A 14,636-nucleotide genomic window follows, 5' to 3' on the forward strand; every position below is an offset into this window, starting at 1 on the left:
TCAGCGGCGGGTTTTCCCTTAACCATTAGTGGTGCCTATGGACGTCTCCGATCTGCTCGACAGCCTGAATGAAAAACAACGTGAAGCCGTGGCGGCGCCGCGCAGCAACCTGTTGGTTCTGGCCGGAGCGGGCAGCGGCAAGACGCGGGTGCTGGTGCATCGCATCGCCTGGCTGCTGTCGGTGGAGAACTGCTTGCCGTATTCGATCATGGCGGTGACCTTCACCAACAAGGCGGCGGCGGAAATGCGCCACCGTATCGAACATCTGATCGGCACCAGCCAGGGCGGCATGTGGATCGGCACCTTCCACGGCCTGGCGCACCGTCTGTTGCGCGCCCACCACCTGGAAGCCAACCTGCCGCAGGATTTCCAGATCCTCGACAGCGACGACCAGCTGCGGCTGCTCAAGCGCATCATCAAGGCGCTGAACGTCGACGAGAAGCAGTGGCCGCCGCGTCAGGCGATGTGGTACATCAACGGCAAGAAAGACGAGGGCCTGCGGCCGCAGCACGTCGAGACCTACAACAACCCGGTAGAGGCCACCTGGCTGCGCATCTACCAGGCCTATCAGGAAGCCTGCGATCGCGCGGGGCTGGTGGATTTCGCCGAGCTGCTGCTGCGCGCGCACGAGCTGTGGCTGAACAAGCCGCATATCCTCAACCACTACCGCGAACGTTTCACCAACGTGCTGGTGGACGAATTCCAGGATACCAACAGTATCCAGTACGCCTGGATCCGTTTGCTGGCGGGCGGCAACAGCAACGTGATGATCGTCGGCGACGATGACCAGTCGATCTACGGCTGGCGCGGCGCGCAGGTGGAAAACATCCAGCGCTTCCTGAAAGATTTCCCCGGCGCGGAAACCATCCGCCTGGAGCAGAACTACCGTTCCACCAGCAACATCCTGAAAGCGGCCAACACCCTGATCGCCAACAACGACGGGCGCATGGGCAAAAACCTGTGGACCGAAGGCGGCGAAGGCGAACCGATCTCCATCTACTGCGCCTTCAACGAACTCGACGAAGCGCGCTTCGTGGTCAACCGCATCAAGACCTGGCAGGACAACGGCGGGGCGCTGAACGACTGCGCCATCCTGTACCGCAGCAACGCCCAGTCGCGCGTGCTGGAAGAGGCGCTGCTGCAGACGGCGATGCCGTACCGCATCTACGGCGGCCAGCGCTTCTTCGAACGCCAGGAAATCAAGGATGCGCTGGCTTACCTGCGCCTCATTTCCAACCGCAACGACGACGCAGCCTTCGAGCGCGTGGTCAACACCCCGACGCGCGGCATCGGCGATCGCACCCTCGACGTGGTGCGCCAGGCGGCGCGCGATCGCCAGCTGACGCTGTGGCAGGCGACGCGTGAGCTGATGCAGGACAAGGTGTTGGCCGGCCGCGCTGCGTCGGCGCTGCAGCGCTTTATCGAACTGGTGGAGTCGCTGGCGCACGAAACCGCCGACATGCCGCTGCACGTGCAGACCGACCGGGTGATCCGCGATTCCGGGCTGTTCATCATGTATGAGCAGGAGAAAGGCGAAAAGGGGCAGGCGCGCATTGAAAACCTTGAGGAATTGGTGACGGCGACGCGCCAGTTCAGCTATCAGGACGAAGATCAGGATCTGATGCCGCTGCAGGCGTTCCTGTCGCATGCGGCGCTGGAAGCGGGCGAAGGCCAGGCCGACGCCTATCAGGACGCGGTGCAGCTGATGACCCTGCACTCGGCCAAGGGGCTGGAGTTCCCGCTGGTGTTTATCGTCGGCATGGAAGAGGGCATGTTCCCGAGCCAGATGTCGCTGGATGAAGGCGGCCGTCTGGAGGAGGAGCGCCGCCTGGCCTATGTGGGCGTAACGCGCGCCATGCAGAAGCTGACGCTGACCTATGCCGAAACGCGCCGTCTGTATGGCAAAGAGGTTTACCACCGGCCGTCGCGCTTTATCGGCGAACTGCCGGAAGAGTGCGTGGAAGAAGTGCGCCTGCGCGCCAGCGTATCGCGCCCGGTCAATCACCGCCGCATGGGCACGCCGATCAGCGAGAACGATACCGGTTACAAGCTGGGCCAGCGCGTGCGCCATCCCAAGTTTGGCGAAGGCACCATCGTCAATCTGGAGGGCAGCGGCGAGCACAGCCGGCTGCAGATCGCCTTCCCGGGCGAGGGCATCAAGTGGCTGGTGGCGGCCTACGCTCGCCTGGAAACGGTATAAAAGAGAGGGGCGCGTTGCAGGGGGCAGCCCCTGCAATCGTTCAGGATCAGTGAGGGTAGCGATCGCCGACCTGCGCGGTGGCATACCAGCGCATCACCGCTTCGGTGCCTTCACCGCCTTCCTGCGGCGCCCACGGCATGCAGTCCTCTTCGGTCAACGCCTGATACGGGCCCTGCTTCACTTCGAACACTACGCCGCCGGCATCGACCGACAACACCGCATGCCAGGTAAATGCCGGCATCTCCAGCACTTTGGTTTCTTCGCCGAGCAGGGTGCGTTGCGTTACGACGCCGTCATCGTTGAACTGCAGCACGACAAAACGGCCGCGCAGCGGCGTCAGCAGTTCCCAGGTTTGCGGGTGACGGTGCGGGCGGATATAGGTGCCGGGTTCCATGGCGATCGCCAGGCGTTGCACCGGGTCGCTCAACTCTTCGTGTAAGGTGCGGTGCGCGCGCAGGCGGGGCACGCTGGCGGCCTGTTCGCTCATCGCGGTCAGTTCATGGGCGGTAATCTGTTTCATCGTTTAAATCCGCATGCTTGTCGTACCATTAGGGTGATGTCATCTTAGCAACATTCTTGGTGGCGGTAAGCGATCGCCGCGACTTTTTCAGTACGGTTTAGGCGCCATTTTTGCCATTGAACACCGTGATGATTTGTTGCGCAATTATCCCGCCTAACGTGTTGACAGGCTTTTTCTTCTCGGCGTAACATGCGCGCACTATTATCATTGAGGACAGACGCCTTGGACACACCCAGTAGATACTGGCTCACTGACCTGCGCCGCAGGTATAACTTCTAAGGCTCTCCGTTTTTGCTGATAGCCTTCGTGGTTGTCGGCGACCCCGCAAAGCGTCGCTATGAGTCAGATCTCTTCATGGTCTGAAACAAATCGGTGATACGCATCCCCTCTGTTTCTGTGCTTCAACGCGTTGTCCGCACCCGTTACCTTCACGGAGTTTTGGCACATGCTGAGCGCTTTTAAATTAGATAACCGCCGCTTGTCCCGTCTGGAGCTGGACGACTCGGATGATCTCACGTCATCGCTGTGGGTTGATCTGGTCGAGCCGGAAGAGGGCGAGCGTGAGCGCGTGCAGAATGAGCTGGGACAAAGCCTGGCGACGCGTCCCGAACTGGACGACATCGAAGCCTCCGCCCGTTTCTTCGAAGATGAAGACGGTCTGCATATCCACTCCTTCTTCTACTTTGAAGATGCGGAAGATCACGCCGGCAACTCCACGGTGGCGTTCACCATCCGCGACGGCCGCCTGTATACCCTGCGCGAGCGTGAACTGCCGGCGTTTCGTCTGTACCGCATGCGCGCCCGCAACCAGACCATGCTCGAAGGCAACGCCTACGAACTGCTGCTGGATCTGTTCGAAACCAAGATTGAACAGCTGGCGGACGAGATAGAGAACATCTACAGCGATCTGGAACAGCTCAGCCGGGTGATCATGGAAGGGCATCAGGGCGATGAATACGACGCCGCGCTATCGACGCTGGCGGAGCTGGAAGATATCGGCTGGAAGGTGCGTTTGTGTCTGATGGATACCCAGCGCGCGCTCAACTTCCTGGTGCGCAAGGCGCGTTTGCCGACCGGCCAGCTGGAGCAGGCGCGTGAAGTGCTGCGCGACATCGAATCCCTGCTGCCGCACAACGAATCGCTGTTCCAGAAGGTGAACTTCCTGATGCAGGCGGCGATGGGCTTCATCAACATCGAGCAGAACCGCATCATCAAGATCTTCTCGGTGGTGTCGGTGGTGTTCCTGCCGCCGACGCTGGTGGCCTCCAGCTACGGCATGAACTTCGAATTCATGCCGGAGCTGAAATGGTCGTTCGGCTACCCGGGCGCCATCACCTTGATGATCCTGGCCGGTCTGGCCCCTTACCTGTACTTCAAGCGCAAGAACTGGCTGTAACCCGGCGGCGCCGGGCTCAGCGCAGCTTGCGCTGGGTGTAGAGCGCGTCGAGGGTGAACAGGATCAGCGCCGCCCAGATAAAGCCGAAGGTCACCAGTTTGTCCTGGCCGACGGTTTCGCCGTAGAAGGTGATCGCCAGCAGGAACATCAGCGTCGGGCCGAGATACTGGAAGAAACCGAGCGTCGACAGGCGCAGCCGGGTGGCCGCCGCGGTGAAGCACAGCAGCGGCACGGTGGTGACGATGCCGGCGGCGACCAGCAGCAGGTTCAGCGACCACGGGTTGGCGCTCAGGTGGCTGGTGGGGCTGTCGGCGAACAGGAACAGATAGGCCGCCGCCACCGGCAGCAGCCACAGCGTTTCGATCAGCATGCCGGTCTGGGCGTCGATGGCGATTTTCTTGCGCAGCAGGCCGTAGAAGGCGAAGCTGAACGCCAGCCCCAGACCGATGATCGGCAACGAACCGAACTGCCAGAGCTGCACCAGCACCCCGGTGAACGCCAGCGCCACGGCCACCCACTGCATGCGGCGAAAGCGCTCGCCGAGAAACAGCATCCCCAACAGCACGTTAACCAGCGGGTTGATGAAGTAGCCCAGGCTGGCTTCCAGCATATGGTGGTTGTTCACCGCCCAGATGAACAGCAGCCAGTTGCCGCCGATCAACAGCGCGGTGACCGCCAGCAGCAGCAGCCGTTTGCGATTTTGGCAGGCGGCGCGCACTTTCGGCCAGTTGCGGCCCAGCGTGATCAGCGCCAGCATGAAGAAAAACGACCAGATGATCCGGTGGGTGAGGATCTCGTCCGCGGATACTTGCTGAATCAGTTTGAAATAGGCCGGGGCGATGCCCCACATAAAATAGGCGGCCAGGGCGAAGAAAATGCCCTGACGCGTTTGCTTTGCGTCCATGACGTCACTCGGTGGGGAACGTAAGATGCGGTGAGTGTACTGAAGACGCCCACCGCACACAATCATCAGCCGACCAGATAGGTGGCGGTCGCGGTCGCGATATGCAGGCCGTCGTGGTTATGCAGTTCTACGCGGGCGACGGCGACCTTATTGCCGCTGCGCAGCACGCTGGCGGAGGCGACGAAGTGTTCGCCGCGGCCGGGGCGCAGGTAGTCGACGCGCAGATCGATGGTGCCCATACGCGACAGTTTGGCGGCGATCTCTTCTTCGATCAGCGGCTCCATGCGCGTCAGCACCCCGCCGGCGCAGGCCAGCCCGGCGGCGACGTCGAGCACCGCGGCGATCACGCCGCCGTGCAGAATTTCCTGTGCGGCGTTGCCCACCAGCTTGCGCTGGTTGGTGAAGCTCAGCTCGACGTAATCATCGTCGAAGCGGCGCAGCTCCAGGCCAAGCTCGCGGTTGAACGGCATGTGGTAGACAAAGATTTCGCCGATCTTGCGGCGGGCGGCTTCCAGGGTCAGTGGTGTGGTCGACATAGCGGGTTTCCGTTTTTCTTTTGCGTTTTAAGGGAGCTAACTGGTCAGTCCAGGTTAATGGAATGTTGATTTTATGCTTAACCTTTGTTGCTTTCCAGACTATTCCAATAAAACCGGCCTGCGCTGCGGTAAAGCCTCCTTTGTGTGTAAAATGGCCTGATTTTTTCCGGGATTGCCCTTTTTCGTTGGAGTGAGGAGAGGTTATGCGCATTTTGTCAGGGATCGTTTCCGCCACGCTGCTGATGCCGGCGCTGGCATTGGCTGCGGAAGCCAAAGAGCAGCAGATTCACGATAAGCCGGCGGTGCGCGGCAGCATTATCGCCAACCTGTTGCAGGAGCACGATAATCCGTTCACGCTGTACCCTTACGATCCCAATTACCTGCTGTATACCGACACCAGCGATATCAACCAAGAGGCCATCAAGACATACAACTGGGCCGACAAGGCGCGCAAGGACGAGGTGAAATACCAGCTTAGCCTGGCGTTTCCGCTGTGGCGGGGCATTGCCGGCGACAACTCGGTGCTCGGCGCGTCTTATACTCAGCGCTCCTGGTGGCAATTGTCCAACCGCGGCGAGTCTTCGCCGTTCCGCGAGACCAACTACGAGCCGCAGCTGTTCGTGGGGTGGGCGACCGATTACCGCTTTGCCGGTTGGACGCTGCGCGATGTTGAAATCGGCGTTAACCATCAATCCAACGGCCGCTCGGACCCGACGTCGCGCAGCTGGAATCGCGGCTATGCGCGGCTGATGGCGCAAAACGGCAACTGGCAGGTGGATCTCAAGCCCTGGTTCCGTTTCTCGGAGAGCTCGAGCAACGACGACAACCCGGACATCACCAAATACATGGGATACTACCGGCTGAAGGTCGGTTACGCCTGGGGCGACAGCGTGTTCAGCGTTGACAGCCACTACAACTGGAACAGCGGCTACGGCGGCGCGGAACTGGGCTGGAGCTATCCGATCACCCGCAACGTGCGATTCTATACCCAGGTGTTCAGCGGCTACGGCGAATCGCTGATCGACTACAACTTCCGGCAGACACGGGTGGGCGTTGGTGTCATGCTGAACGATATTATGTAATCATACCCGGTGGGTGTGTACCGATGAAAAAATGGGGAAGTGTGTGTCAACCGCAGCAGTGATTAACAGAGAGTTGCTGGCCGAGCAGGTATTGCGCGATACCTTCGGCTACCAGCAATTCCGTCCGGGCCAACAAACGATTATCAACGCCGCGATCGGCGGGCAGGATTGCCTGGTGGTGATGCCGACCGGCGGCGGCAAGTCGCTGTGTTACCAAATCCCGGCGCTGGTGATGGACGGCCTGACCCTGGTGGTTTCCCCGCTGATCTCGCTGATGAAGGACCAGGTCGACCAACTGTTGGCCTACGGCGTTTCCGCCGCCTGCTACAACTCGACGCAAACCCGCGAGGAGCAGCTGGACGTCATGGCCGGCTGCCGCAACGGCACCATTAAGATGCTGTACATCGCGCCGGAACGGCTGATGATGGAAAGCTTCCTCAACCTGCTCGACCACTGCCCGCCGGCGATGCTGGCGGTGGATGAGGCGCACTGTATTTCGCAGTGGGGCCATGACTTCCGGCCGGAATATCGCGCGCTGGGTCAGCTGAAACAGCGCTTCCCGTCGATGCCGGTGATCGCGCTGACCGCCACCGCCGACGAGTCTACCCGCGGCGATATCGTGCGCCTGCTGTCGTTGCAGGATCCGCTGGTGCAGGTCAGCAGCTTCGACCGGCCGAACATCCGCTACACGCTGGTGGAAAAATTCAAGCCGCTCGATCAGCTGTGGCGCTTCGTGCAGGATCAGCGCGGCAAGAGCGGCATTATCTATTGCAACAGCCGCGCCAAGGTGGAAGACACCGCCGCGCGTCTGCAGAGCCGCGGGCTGAGCGTCGGCGCCTACCACGCCGGGCTGGACAACGATCGCCGCGCGCAGGTGCAGGAAGCGTTTCAGCGTGACGATCTGCAGGTGGTGGTGGCCACCGTCGCCTTCGGCATGGGCATCAACAAACCCAACGTGCGCTTCGTGGTGCATTTCGACATTCCGCGCAATATCGAATCCTATTATCAGGAGACCGGCCGCGCCGGGCGCGACGGTCTGCCGGCCGAAGCCATCCTGCTGTACGATCCGGCCGACATGGCCTGGCTGCGCCGCTGTCTGGAGGAAAAACCCGCCGGACAGCAGCTGGATATCGAACGCCACAAGCTGAACGCCATGGGCGCGTTCGCCGAGGCGCAAACCTGCCGCCGTCTGGTGCTGCTCAACTACTTCGGCGAAGGCAAGCACGAGAACTGCGGCAACTGTGACATCTGCCTCGATCCGCCCAAGCGCTACGACGGGCTGGAGGATGCGCGCAAGGCGCTGTCCTGCGTGTACCGCGTCGGCCAGCGCTTCGGCCTGGGGTACATCGTGGAAGTGCTGCGCGGTTCCAACAACCAACGCATTCGCGAATACGGTCACGACAAGCTGCCGGTGTACGGCATCGGCCGCGATCAAACCACCGAACACTGGACCAGCGTGCTGCGTCAGCTGATCCACCTGGGCTTTATCACCCAGAACATTGCCATGCACTCGGCGCTGCAATTGACCGAGGCGGCGCGCCCGGTGTTGCGCGGCGAGGTGGCGCTGCAGCTGGCGGTGCCGCGCATCCAGAGCCTGAAGTCGCGCGGTAGCGCCAACCAGAAATCCTACGGCGGCAATTACGATCGCAAGCTGTTCGCCAAGCTGCGAAAACTGCGCAAATCGATTGCCGATGAAGAGAACATTCCGCCGTATGTGGTGTTCAACGACGCCACACTGCTGGAAATGGCCGAACAGATGCCGATCAAGGCCGGCGATCTGCTGAGCGTCAACGGCGTCGGCCAGCGCAAACTGGAGCGTTTCGGCGCGCCCTTTATGGCGATGATCCGCGACCATCTCGACAATGACGAAGACTGAGGGCGATAAATCATGCTGATGCTGTTTCTCACCGTGGCGCTGGTGCATCTGATTGCGCTGATGAGCCCGGGGCCGGACTTCTTTTTCGTGTCGCAAACCGCTGCCAGCCGCTCGCGCCGCGAGGCGATGATGGGCGTGGTCGGCATTTCTCTCGGCATCGTGGTATGGGCCGGCGTGGCGTTGATGGGGCTGCATCTGATCCTGCAGAAGATGGCCTGGCTGCATCAGATCATCATGGTCGGCGGCGGCATTTACCTGTGCTGGATGGGGTGGCAGCTGCTGCGTTCCGCGCGGGCGCAGCAAGCGCAGCCGGCGGCGGAAGCCCAGGTGGCGTTGCCGAAGGCCGGGCGCAGCTTTATTCGCGGTTTCCTGACCAATCTGTCCAACCCGAAAGCGGTGATCTATTTCGGCAGCGTGTTCTCGCTGTTCGTCGGCGACAGCGTCGGCGCCGGGGCGCGCTGGGGGCTGTTCCTGCTGATCGTCGCCGAGACCTTCGTCTGGTTCAGCCTGGTGGCGGTGGTGTTCGCGCTGCCGGCGATGCGCCGCGGCTACCAGCGGTTGGCCAAGTGGATCGACGGGGTGGCGGGGGTGCTGTTCACCGGCTTCGGGTTACACCTGATCTTTACCCGCTGATCGGCAGTGACATGCCCAAGGCCGAGCAGCGATGCCCGGCCTTTTTTTCAGGCCTTGCGGGCGGTCGCCAGCAGCCCCGCCACCAGAATGAACAGCGAACCGAATACCCGGTTGAGCAGCTGCATTTGGCGCGGCGTTCTCAGCCAGCCGGCGATGCGCGTCGCCAGGGTGGCGTAACCGATCATCACCAGAATATCCACCACCACGGTGGTGACGCCGAGCACCAGATACTGCTCGGCCTGCGGCTGATTGGGCAAAATGAACTGCGGGAATAGCGCGGCGAGGAACACGATGCTTTTCGGGTTGGTCAGGTTGACCAGCACCGCGCGGCGGAACAGACGGCGGCGCGGCATGCTGCCCGCCAGCGCATGCAGATCCAGCGCCCCGGCGGCGCGCCATTGCTGGATGCCGAGCCACACCAGGTAGGCGGCGCCCAGCCATTTCAGCAGCTCGAACGCCAGCAGCGATTGCGATATCAGCGCGCCGAGGCCGATGCCTACCAGCACGATGTGTGCGCTCAGCCCGACCTGCAGCCCGGCGATCGACGCGGCGGCGCCGCGATAGCCGTGGCTGATGCCGGTGCTCATGGTGTTGATGGCGCCTGAGCCGGGGGACAGGCTGAGGATAAGCGTGGTCAGCAGATAGGTTAACCACCAGTCCAAGGTCATGGTTCTTCGGCTCCCTGAAAGTGTCGTTTTGTGCCACAATGCGCCGAGGCGGCGCCGTTTTTTGTAAGAATTGAATCACAATACGCTAGTATGATTTCTTGTGCCAGCGGTCACATTTTCCGCCGGCCCCACAGGGAAAACGCTCTCGATGACCTCGTTCACTCTCAGCTCCGATGACTGGTTAACGCGTGAAACGCAGTTCGCTGCCTTCGCCACCGGGCCGCTGCTGGATTTCTGGCGGCTGCGGGAAGAGGGCGAGTTCAGCGGCGTGGACGGCGTGCCGATCCGCTTTGTGCGTTTCAGTTCCGCGCGGCATCAGCGGGTGGTGGTGGTCAGCCCCGGTCGCATCGAAAGCTACGTGAAATACCCCGAGGTGGCCTACGATCTGTTCCACTGCGGTTACGACGTGGTGATCGTCGATCATCGTGGCCAGGGGCGCTCCGGCCGTTTACTGGCGGATACGCACCGCGGTCATGTGGTAAACTTCGCCGACTACGTGGACGATTTCGAGCAGCTTTGGCAACGCGAGGTCGAATCGCGCGGTTATCGGCAGCGCTTCGCGCTGGCGCATTCGATGGGCGGCGCGATCCTGGCGCAGTTCCTGCAGCGCCGGCCGCAGGCGTTCGACGCGGCGGCGTTTTGCGCGCCGATGTTCGGCATCCAGTTGCCGATGCCGGATTGGCTGGCCGACCGCATTCTCGACTGGGCGGAGAGCCGCCCGGCGATCCGCGACTATTACGCGGTGGGCACCGGCCAGTGGCGGCCGCTGCCGTATGTGGTCAACGTGTTGACCCACAGCCGCGAACGCTACCGGCGCAGCCTGCGCTATTACGCCGATTACCCCGAGCTGCAGGTGGGCGGGCCGACCTACCATTGGGTGCGGGAGAGCATCCGCGCCGGCCGGCAGATTATCGCTCGGGCCGGGGCGATCACAACGCCGCTGTTGCTTTTGCAAGCCGGTGAAGAACGAGTCGTCGACAACCGTTCGCATCAGGCTTTTTGTCAGGCTCTGTCAGACGCGGGGCGCCCTTGCGAAGGGGGGCTTCCGTGGGTTATCAACGGCGCACGCCATGAGATCCTGTTCGAGCGGGACGCGATGCGCGCCGAAGCACTGAACGCAATCCTGCGCTTCTTTGCTCAACACTTAGGCGGCGCGCTGCCGCCGACAACTCCATCAGAGGTTAGAACATAACGCTATGTATCACGTCGTCGCTTCCGATTTAGATGGCACGCTGCTGTCTCCCGACCATACCCTGTCGCCGTACGCCAAAGAAACGCTGAAGTTGCTGACCCAGCGCGGCGTGCATTTCGTATTCGCCACCGGCCGCCACCATATCGACGTGGCGCAGATCCGCGACAGCCTGGAGATCAGCGCCTTTATGATCACCTCCAACGGCGCGCGGGTGCACAACACCGCCGGCGAGCTGATTTTCAGTCATAACCTGGACGAGGATATCGCCCGCGATCTGTACGGCATGCTGCACGACGATCCGGAGATCACCACCAACGTCTACCGCAACGACGATTGGTTTACCAACCGCGAAAGCCCGGAGCAGGAAGAATTCTTCCAGGAGTCGGTGTTCAAATACCAGCTGTTCGAACCGGGCCTGCTGGAAACCGACGGCGTCTGCAAGGTCTACTTCACCTGCGAAGATCACGAGCGGCTGCTGCAGGTGGAAGACGCCATCAACGCGCGCTGGGGCGATCGGGTCAACGTCAGCTTCTCGTTCCCGACCTGCCTGGAAGTGATGGCGGGCGGCGTGTCGAAAGGGCATGCGCTGGAAGAAGTGGCCAAGATCATCGGCTATACGCTGCAAGAGTGCATCGCCTTCGGCGACGGCATGAACGATCTGGAGATGCTGTCGATGGCCGGCAAGGGCTGCATCATGCGCGACGCGCATCAGCGCTTGAAGGATATGTTGCCGGAGCTGGAAGTGATCGGCTCCAACGTCGATAACGCGGTGCCGCACTACCTGCGCAAGATGTTCCTCTGACATAACCCGGGCGTTTCTCGGAAATAACAAGGGCGCCTTGCGGCGCCCTTGGCATTACTTGTGCTGGCCCTGCTTCTGCAGGAACTGCACGCCCTTGTCCGGGAAGTCGGTGAACACGCCGTCGACGCCGGCCTGGTTGTAAATCACGTCATACAGCTGGTTCACGTCGGTCACGTACTTCGGCAGCGCATCGGCGCGGATGGTGAACGGATGCACCGCCAGCTTGCTGGCGTGCGCTTCTTTCACCATGTCGGTCAGCACGATGTGGCCCGGCTTGGATTTATCCGCCACCACCAGCATGTGGTAGTCCGGCCCGATGCCGTCGGCATATTGAGCGATTTTCTTCATCGCGCCCGGCTTGAACATCCAGTCGTAGTCGTACTCCACCCATTTGCCGTCGGCTTTCTGCTCGTAGGTTTCCTGCCAGTCGTTATAGGCGATCAGCTGCACCAGCTTCAGATCCATGCCCAGCTTCGGCTCCAGCTCGTTCTTGATGCGTTTGAGCTCGTTGGCGTCGAAGCACTGCAGGTATACGTTGTCGTTTTTGCCGGTGTAGCCGTATTGCTTGAGCACCGCCAGCACTTTGCTGGAGATGTCCTTGCCTTCTTGTTTGTGGAACCACGGCGCCTTGATTTCAGGGTAGATGCCGATGTTCTTGCCGGTCGAATGGTTCAGACCCTGCACGAACTCGATCTCTTCCTGGAAGGTGTGTACGCGGAAGTCGGATTTGCCCATCGGGAAGCGGCCAGGATAGCCCTGTACCTTCTTGCCGTTTTCGATTTCAAACCCTTCGGTAAATTTCAGCGATTTGATCTCCGCCAGCGTAAAGTCGATGGCGTAATAACGGCCGTCCTTGCGCGCGCGGTCCGGGAAGCGTTCGGCGACGTCGGTGACGCGATCGAGGTAATGGTCGTGCAGCACCACCAGCTCGTTGTCTTTGGTCATCACCAGATCTTGTTCGAGGTAATCGGCGCCCTGCGCGTAGGCCATTGCCTTCGCCGGCAGGGTGTGTTCCGGCAGGTAGCCGCTGGCGCCGCGGTGGGCGATCACCACTTTGTCCGCCGCCTGCGCGGCGCTGACCATTGAGGTAGCGAGAATGATCCCTGTCAGCAGGGCTTTGACTTGAGTCCGCATTCCGTTTTCTCCGTGTTGTTGGGGGCAGGGTAGTAAAAAGGCCGCAGGGCGGCCTTTAAATCATGCAAAAGTCGTGTGACGGTTAGCCGCGTTTGCCGGCAGCGATTTCCGCGTGGTGTTTCTTTTCGTTCAGCATGGTCAGCAGCAGCAGGATAACCGCCAGCACGCCGCCGCCGATCATCACCATGAAGCCGCCGTCCCAACCGAAGAAGTCTACGGTATAGCCAACGATGGCGCTGGCCGCGACCGAGCCGCCCAGGTAGCCGAACAGGCCGGTGAAGCCCGCGGCGGTGCCGGCGGCTTTCTTCGGCGCCAGCTCCAGCGCGTGCAGGCCGATCAGCATCACCGGGCCGTAGATCAGGAAGCCGATGACCAGCATACAGATCATGTCCACGGTCGGGTTGCCCGGCGGGTTCATCCAGAACACCACGGTGGCGATGGTCACCAGCGTCATGAAGAACACGCCGGTGGCGCCGCGGTTGCCTTTGAACACTTTGTCCGACATCCAGCCGCACAGCAGGGTGCCCGGGATACCGGCGTATTCATACAGGAAGTAGGCCCAGGAAGACTTGTCCAGCGCGAAGTGCTTCACTTCTTTCAGGTAGGTCGGCGACCAGTCCAGAATGCCGTAACGCAGCAGATAGACGAACACGTTGGCGACCGCGATGTACCACAGCAGCTTGTTCGGCAGGATGTACTGCATGAAGATCTGTTTGGCGGTCAGCTCTTCTTCGTCTTTTTCGCTGTAGTCGTCCGGATAGTCGTTTTTGTACTCTTCAATCGGCGGCAGGCCGCAGGATTGCGGGGTGTCGCGCATCAGGCCGAAGGCGATCAGAGCCACCAGGATGGCGCCGAAGGCCGGCATGTACAGCGCCGCGTGCCAGTCGTTGAACCAGGCCATACCCAGCAGGAACAGCAGCGGCGGCAGGCCGCCACCCACGTTGTGGGCGCAGTTCCAGATGGAGACGATGCCGCCGCGTTCTTTCTGCGACCACCAGTGCACCATGGTGCGGCCGCACGGCGGCCAACCCATGCCCTGGAACCAGCCGCACAGGAACAGCAGGACGAACATGATGGCGATGCTGGAGGTGGCCCACGGCACGAAGCCCATGAACAACATCACCGCCGCCGCCAGGATCAGGCCGGCAGGCAGGAACACTCGCGGGTTGGAACGGTCGGAGACCGAACCCATGATGAATTTGGAGAAGCCGTAGGCGATGGAAATGCCCGACAGCGCGAAGCCGAGGTCACCGCGGCTGAAGCCTTGTTCGATCAGGTAAGGCATGGCCAGGGTGAAGTTCTTACGCACCAGATAGTAAGCGGCGTAACCGAAGAAGATCCCCAGGAAAATTTGCCAGCGCAGCTTACGGTAGAGCGGGTCTACCTTATCGCTCGGCACACGGGCGATGTGTGCGGCCGGCTTAAAAATACTCAACATGAGCGCCTCCGATGGCTTTATCTGTTATCACATCAATATGACCTTTTACGTTCATTTGATGATTGAGCGGATATCGAATGTGGTGTTTTTGTGTTCCATAACGAGCGCCATTGTCGTCAAATACGCCTGGTGTCGCTGTGACGAATGGCGCAATTGTTACACTTTTATGAAACCACGGCGGATTTTGAGCGATTCGTTAACGTTATGAAATAGAAAAACGTCCAAAAATCGTGATTATGATCACATTGATGGTTT

13 protein-coding genes are annotated in these 14,636 nt (G+C 61.0%); 7 read left to right on the top strand and 6 right to left on the bottom strand.

The genetic code is table 11. The features are described from left to right. Positions 1-37: 37 nt before the first annotated feature. Positions 38-2,200: a DNA helicase II gene (uvrD, locus tag ACJ8IN_RS17525; RefSeq protein ID WP_442519514.1), complete on the top strand. Its 2,163-nt coding sequence runs from the start codon at positions 38-40 to the stop codon at positions 2,198-2,200. Positions 2,201-2,246: 46 nt separating this feature from the next. Here the strand turns inward: uvrD and ACJ8IN_RS17530 are convergent, their stop codons facing one another. Then, positions 2,247-2,720 (bottom strand): WbuC family cupin fold metalloprotein, encoded by a 474-nt coding sequence (locus ACJ8IN_RS17530; protein ID WP_033636654.1) that lies wholly within the window; start codon positions 2,718-2,720, stop codon positions 2,247-2,249. A 445-nt stretch (positions 2,721-3,165) separates the two neighbouring features. Here ACJ8IN_RS17530 and corA point away from each other — a divergent pair, with 445 nt between their 5' ends. Next, positions 3,166-4,116 carry a magnesium/cobalt transporter CorA gene (gene corA, locus ACJ8IN_RS17535; protein WP_004934262.1) on the top strand — a complete coding sequence of 317 codons (951 nt, stop codon included), beginning with the start codon at positions 3,166-3,168 and terminating at the stop codon, positions 4,114-4,116. A gap of 16 nt (positions 4,117-4,132) precedes the next feature. Here corA and rarD read toward each other — a convergent pair whose 3' ends face one another. Both rarD and ACJ8IN_RS17545 read right to left on the bottom strand, forming a co-directional pair. Beyond that, entirely contained in the window at positions 4,133-5,020 is an 888-nt protein-coding gene (gene rarD, locus ACJ8IN_RS17540; RefSeq protein ID WP_033636655.1) for an EamA family transporter RarD, read from the bottom strand. Positions 5,021-5,085: 65 nt separating this feature from the next. Beyond that, positions 5,086-5,556, bottom strand: a complete 471-nt coding sequence (locus tag ACJ8IN_RS17545; protein WP_033636656.1) for a thioesterase family protein — start codon at positions 5,554-5,556, stop codon at positions 5,086-5,088. 203 nt (positions 5,557-5,759) lie between these two features. Here ACJ8IN_RS17545 and pldA point away from each other — a divergent pair, with 203 nt between their 5' ends. The 3 genes from pldA to rhtC are packed head-to-tail and all read left to right on the top strand — an operon-like array spanning position 5,760 to position 9,147. After that, entirely contained in the window at positions 5,760-6,638 is an 879-nt protein-coding gene (pldA, locus tag ACJ8IN_RS17550) for a phospholipase A (protein ID WP_039568129.1), read from the top strand. A gap of 43 nt (positions 6,639-6,681) precedes the next feature. Beyond that, on the top strand, positions 6,682-8,514 hold the full coding sequence (gene recQ / locus ACJ8IN_RS17555) for an ATP-dependent DNA helicase RecQ (protein ID WP_033636658.1): 1,833 nt from the start codon (positions 6,682-6,684) through the stop codon (positions 8,512-8,514). 12 nt (positions 8,515-8,526) lie between these two features. Next, positions 8,527-9,147: a threonine export protein RhtC gene (rhtC, locus tag ACJ8IN_RS17560; protein WP_016929486.1), complete on the top strand. Its 621-nt coding sequence runs from the start codon at positions 8,527-8,529 to the stop codon at positions 9,145-9,147. A 47-nt stretch (positions 9,148-9,194) separates the two neighbouring features. Here rhtC and rhtB read toward each other — a convergent pair whose 3' ends face one another. Next, the gene (rhtB, locus tag ACJ8IN_RS17565) at positions 9,195-9,815 is read right to left on the bottom strand and encodes a homoserine/homoserine lactone efflux protein (protein ID WP_025304879.1); all 621 of its coding nucleotides are present in this window, start codon (positions 9,813-9,815) and stop codon (positions 9,195-9,197) included. Positions 9,816-9,963: 148 nt separating this feature from the next. On the opposite strand from rhtB, the gene pldB reads away from it, so the two are divergent. Then, positions 9,964-11,007 carry a lysophospholipase L2 gene (pldB, locus tag ACJ8IN_RS17570; RefSeq protein WP_033654016.1) on the top strand — a complete coding sequence of 348 codons (1,044 nt, stop codon included), beginning with the start codon at positions 9,964-9,966 and terminating at the stop codon, positions 11,005-11,007. 4 nt (positions 11,008-11,011) lie between these two features. Continuing rightward, entirely contained in the window at positions 11,012-11,809 is a 798-nt protein-coding gene (gene yigL / locus ACJ8IN_RS17575) for a sugar/pyridoxal phosphate phosphatase YigL (protein WP_033636660.1), read from the top strand. Positions 11,810-11,863: 54 nt separating this feature from the next. On the opposite strand, the gene glpQ is transcribed toward yigL, so the two are convergent. Then, entirely contained in the window at positions 11,864-12,943 is a 1,080-nt protein-coding gene (glpQ, locus tag ACJ8IN_RS17580) for a glycerophosphodiester phosphodiesterase (RefSeq protein WP_019452531.1), read from the bottom strand. A gap of 82 nt (positions 12,944-13,025) precedes the next feature. Then, a complete protein-coding gene (glpT, locus tag ACJ8IN_RS17585) occupies positions 13,026-14,381 on the bottom strand; it encodes a glycerol-3-phosphate transporter (protein ID WP_033636663.1) in 1,356 nt (451 codons plus the stop codon). Positions 14,382-14,636: the final 255 nt, after the last annotated feature.

Source organism: Serratia sp. CY31944 (assembly GCF_052169175.1).
Taxonomy (GTDB): Bacteria; Pseudomonadota; Gammaproteobacteria; order Enterobacterales; family Enterobacteriaceae; genus Serratia; species Serratia sarumanii.

Coding starts and splice junctions, on each gene's coding strand:
- ACJ8IN_RS17530 (WP_033636654.1), bottom strand. CDS start 2,720: ATGAAACAGATTACCGCCCATGAACTGACCGCGATGAGCGAACAGGCC.
- pldB (WP_033654016.1), top strand. CDS start 9,964: ATGACCTCGTTCACTCTCAGCTCCGATGACTGGTTAACGCGTGAAACG.
- pldA (WP_039568129.1), top strand. CDS start 5,760: ATGCGCATTTTGTCAGGGATCGTTTCCGCCACGCTGCTGATGCCGGCG.
- ACJ8IN_RS17545 (WP_033636656.1), bottom strand. CDS start 5,556: ATGTCGACCACACCACTGACCCTGGAAGCCGCCCGCCGCAAGATCGGC.
- yigL (WP_033636660.1), top strand. CDS start 11,012: ATGTATCACGTCGTCGCTTCCGATTTAGATGGCACGCTGCTGTCTCCC.
- rhtB (WP_025304879.1), bottom strand. CDS start 9,815: ATGACCTTGGACTGGTGGTTAACCTATCTGCTGACCACGCTTATCCTC.
- corA (WP_004934262.1), top strand. CDS start 3,166: ATGCTGAGCGCTTTTAAATTAGATAACCGCCGCTTGTCCCGTCTGGAG.
- rarD (WP_033636655.1), bottom strand. CDS start 5,020: ATGGACGCAAAGCAAACGCGTCAGGGCATTTTCTTCGCCCTGGCCGCC.
- glpQ (WP_019452531.1), bottom strand. CDS start 12,943: ATGCGGACTCAAGTCAAAGCCCTGCTGACAGGGATCATTCTCGCTACC.
- rhtC (WP_016929486.1), top strand. CDS start 8,527: ATGCTGATGCTGTTTCTCACCGTGGCGCTGGTGCATCTGATTGCGCTG.
- glpT (WP_033636663.1), bottom strand. CDS start 14,381: ATGTTGAGTATTTTTAAGCCGGCCGCACACATCGCCCGTGTGCCGAGC.
- uvrD (WP_442519514.1), top strand. CDS start 38: ATGGACGTCTCCGATCTGCTCGACAGCCTGAATGAAAAACAACGTGAA.